The 2,939-nt window shown below is 68.5% G+C and carries 1 protein-coding gene; it reads right to left on the reverse strand.

The annotated features are described in order from the left end of the window. A partial coding sequence (locus AX018_RS25500; protein WP_281269574.1) for a calcium-binding protein occupies window positions 1-2,939 on the reverse strand: 2,939 nt, incomplete at both ends.

Raw genomic sequence — 2,939 nt, forward strand, 5'->3', positions numbered from 1 at the left:
GCCGACATGTCCCACACCGTGCCGTCAGCGAACGCCATGCGCTGCACCACGTTGCGGCCGTTGCCCGGGTCGTCGTTCAGGAAGAAGCTGCGCACGATCACCTTGTCCTGCGTGCCCGCGATGGACACCTCCAGGCCCGTGTTGCCGCTGAACCAACCGTCCGACACCTGACGGAGCACGATGTCCTCGGGCTTGACGCCTTCCTTGAACTGCAGCGTGTTCTGCCGGTGGGCCGATTCATCCGTCGCATAGGAGTCGTGGCCCAGCTGCACGTAGTCCTGCCCGTCGCCCCGGCCGAAGCGGTAGACGTTGTTCAGGCCGTAGCCGCTGCTCAGAATGTCGTTGCCCGCGCCGCCGTCGAGCACGTCGTCGCCATTCGCCCCGGAGAGGAAGTCGTCGCCGTCGCCCCCGAGCAGGATGTCGTTGCCATCGTCCCCATAGAGGCTGTCGTTGCCGCCCAGGCCGCTGATCGTGTCGGCGCTCTTCGTGCCGCGGATCGTGTCGTTGCCCGCGCCGCCCGTGAACAACTGGCCCAGGATCGCCTGCAGATCCCACACCGTGCCATCGGCGAACGCCATGCGCTGCACCGCGTTGTAGGCATTGCCCGGGTCGTCGTTCAGGAAGAAGCTGCGCACGATCACCTTGTCCTGCGTGCCCGCGATGGAGACTTCCAGCCCCATGTTGCCGCCGGACCAGCCGTCCGCCACCTGCCTCAGCACGATGTCCTCGGGCTTCACGCCCTCCTTGAACTGCAGCGTGTTCTGCCGATGGGCCGAGGGGTCCATGGCATAGGCATCGTGGCCCAGTTGCACATAGTCCTGCCCGTCGCCCCGGCCGAAGCGATACACGTTGTGCAGGCCGTAGCCGCCGCTCAGCGTGTCGTTGCCCGCCCCGCCGTCGAGCACGTCATCGCCACCCTGGGCGGAGAGGAAGTCATTGCCGTCGCCCCCCAGGATCACGTCGTTGCCGTCGCCCCCATAGAGGCTGTCGTCGCCGCCCAGGCCGCTGATCGTGTCGGCGCTCTTCGTGCCCACGATGGTGTCGTTGCCTGCGCCGCCCGTGAACAGCTGGCCCAGGATCGCCTGCAGGTCCCACACCGTGCCATCGGCGAACGCCATGCGCTGCACCGCGTTGTAGGCATTGCCCGGGTCGTCGTCGCGGAAGAAGCTGCGAATGATCACCTTGTCCTGCGTGCCCGCGATGGAGACTTCCAGGCCCAGGTTGCCGCCGGACCAGCCATCCGCCACCTGCCTCAGCACGATGTCCTCGGGCTTCACGCCCTCCTTGAACTGCAGCGTGTTCTGCCGGTTGGCCGATGGGTCCATCGCATAGGCATCGTGGCCCAGCTGCACGTAATCCTGCCCGTCGCCCCGGCCGAAGCGGTACACGTTGTGCAGGCCGTAGCCGCCGCTCAGCGTGTCGTTGCCCGCGCCGCCATCCAGCACGTCGTCCCCGCCCTGGGCGGAGAGGAAATCGTTGCCGTCGCCGCCCAGGAGGATGTCGTCGCCATCACCGCCGTAGAGGCTGTCGTCGCCCCCCAGGCCGCTGATCGTGTCGGCGTTCTTCGTGCCCGCGATCGTGTCGCTGCCCGCGCTGCCCGTGAACACCCGGTTCAGGATCTCCTGCAGGTCCCACACCGTGCCGTCGGCGAACGCGATGCGCTGCACCGCGTTGTAGGCGCTGCCCGGGTCGTCATTCAGGAAGAAGCTGCGGACGATCACCTTGTCCTGCGTGCCGGCGATGGAGACTTCCAGCCCCTGGTTGCCGCCGGACCAGCCGTCCGCCACCTGCCTCAGCACGATGTCCTCGGGCTTGACGCCCTCCTTGAACTGCAGCGTGTTCTGCCGGTCGGCCGACTCGTCCATCGCATAGACGTCATGGCCCAGTTGCACGTAGTCCTGCCCGTCGCCCCGGCCGAACAGGTACACGTTGTTCAGGCCATAGCCACCGCTCAGCGTGTCGTTGCCCGCCCCGCCGTCGAGCACGTCGTCGCCGCCCTGGGCGGAGAGGAAGTCGTTGCCCTCGCCGCCCAGCAGCGTGTCGCTGCCGTCGCCGCCATAGAGGCTGTCGTCCCCGGCGCCGCCGGAGAGTCGGTCATCGCCGCCCTGCCCGTCCAGCACGTCATTGCCCGCGCCTCCGAGCAGCCGGTCGTCGCCCTCCCCGGCCGAGAAACGGTCGTTGCCCGTGTCCCCCAGGTAGATGTCGCCCCGCCCCGTTCCCAGGGTCTCCGTCGTCAGGAAGACCCCGAGACCGCGCAGTTCCGATCGCAGCGCCGCGCCTTCGGGCAGCGCATGCACCCAGCCCGAGAGCCGATCCAGGGCATCGAACCCCACGGCATCGAGCACCTTGCCCTGGTAGCGGTTGAGCTCGATCAGGTCCACGATCGCATCGCGCTCGCTGCCCGCCTTCTTCGCATCCAGCAGGGCCGCGAGGCCCGAGGTGTCGAAGCGCACACCCGTCTCGTCGATGGACAGCTCCACGCTGTCCAGGTAGGGCTTGAGCCGCGTCTGCACGACCAGGGCCGCGTACACGCTCTCGCGCAGCTGCTCGTAGCTCTGCGCCAGCAGTTCCAGCTGGGGGACGGAAAGGCGGGCGGTGATGAAAAGCGTCGAGTTCGACTCCGAGCCGCTGCCCCCGCCCGTGGAGCCGCTCGCGCCGCCACCGCCGCTGCCGGCCGCCGGGTCCGGGGCATTGCCACCCAGCCGGATGAAGCGCGTGCCGTTGAACACCTCCAGCACGTTGAGCTTGCGCAGGATCGCGCCCTGGTCTTCCTCGGTGATCGGCCGGTGCAGCCCCGTGGCGGGATCGGTCCAGGCGGTGCCCGCCTTGTCCAGCTCGATGGTCAGGGTGCCCGTGTCCTGGGGCAGCAGCACCTCGCCGTTGTCGTCGCCCGGCAGCACGATATCCCACTGCCGCGTATCCGCGTCGTACCGCAGCCG

Source organism: Paracidovorax anthurii (assembly GCF_003269065.1).
Taxonomy (GTDB): Bacteria; Pseudomonadota; Gammaproteobacteria; order Burkholderiales; family Burkholderiaceae_C; genus Paracidovorax; species Paracidovorax anthurii.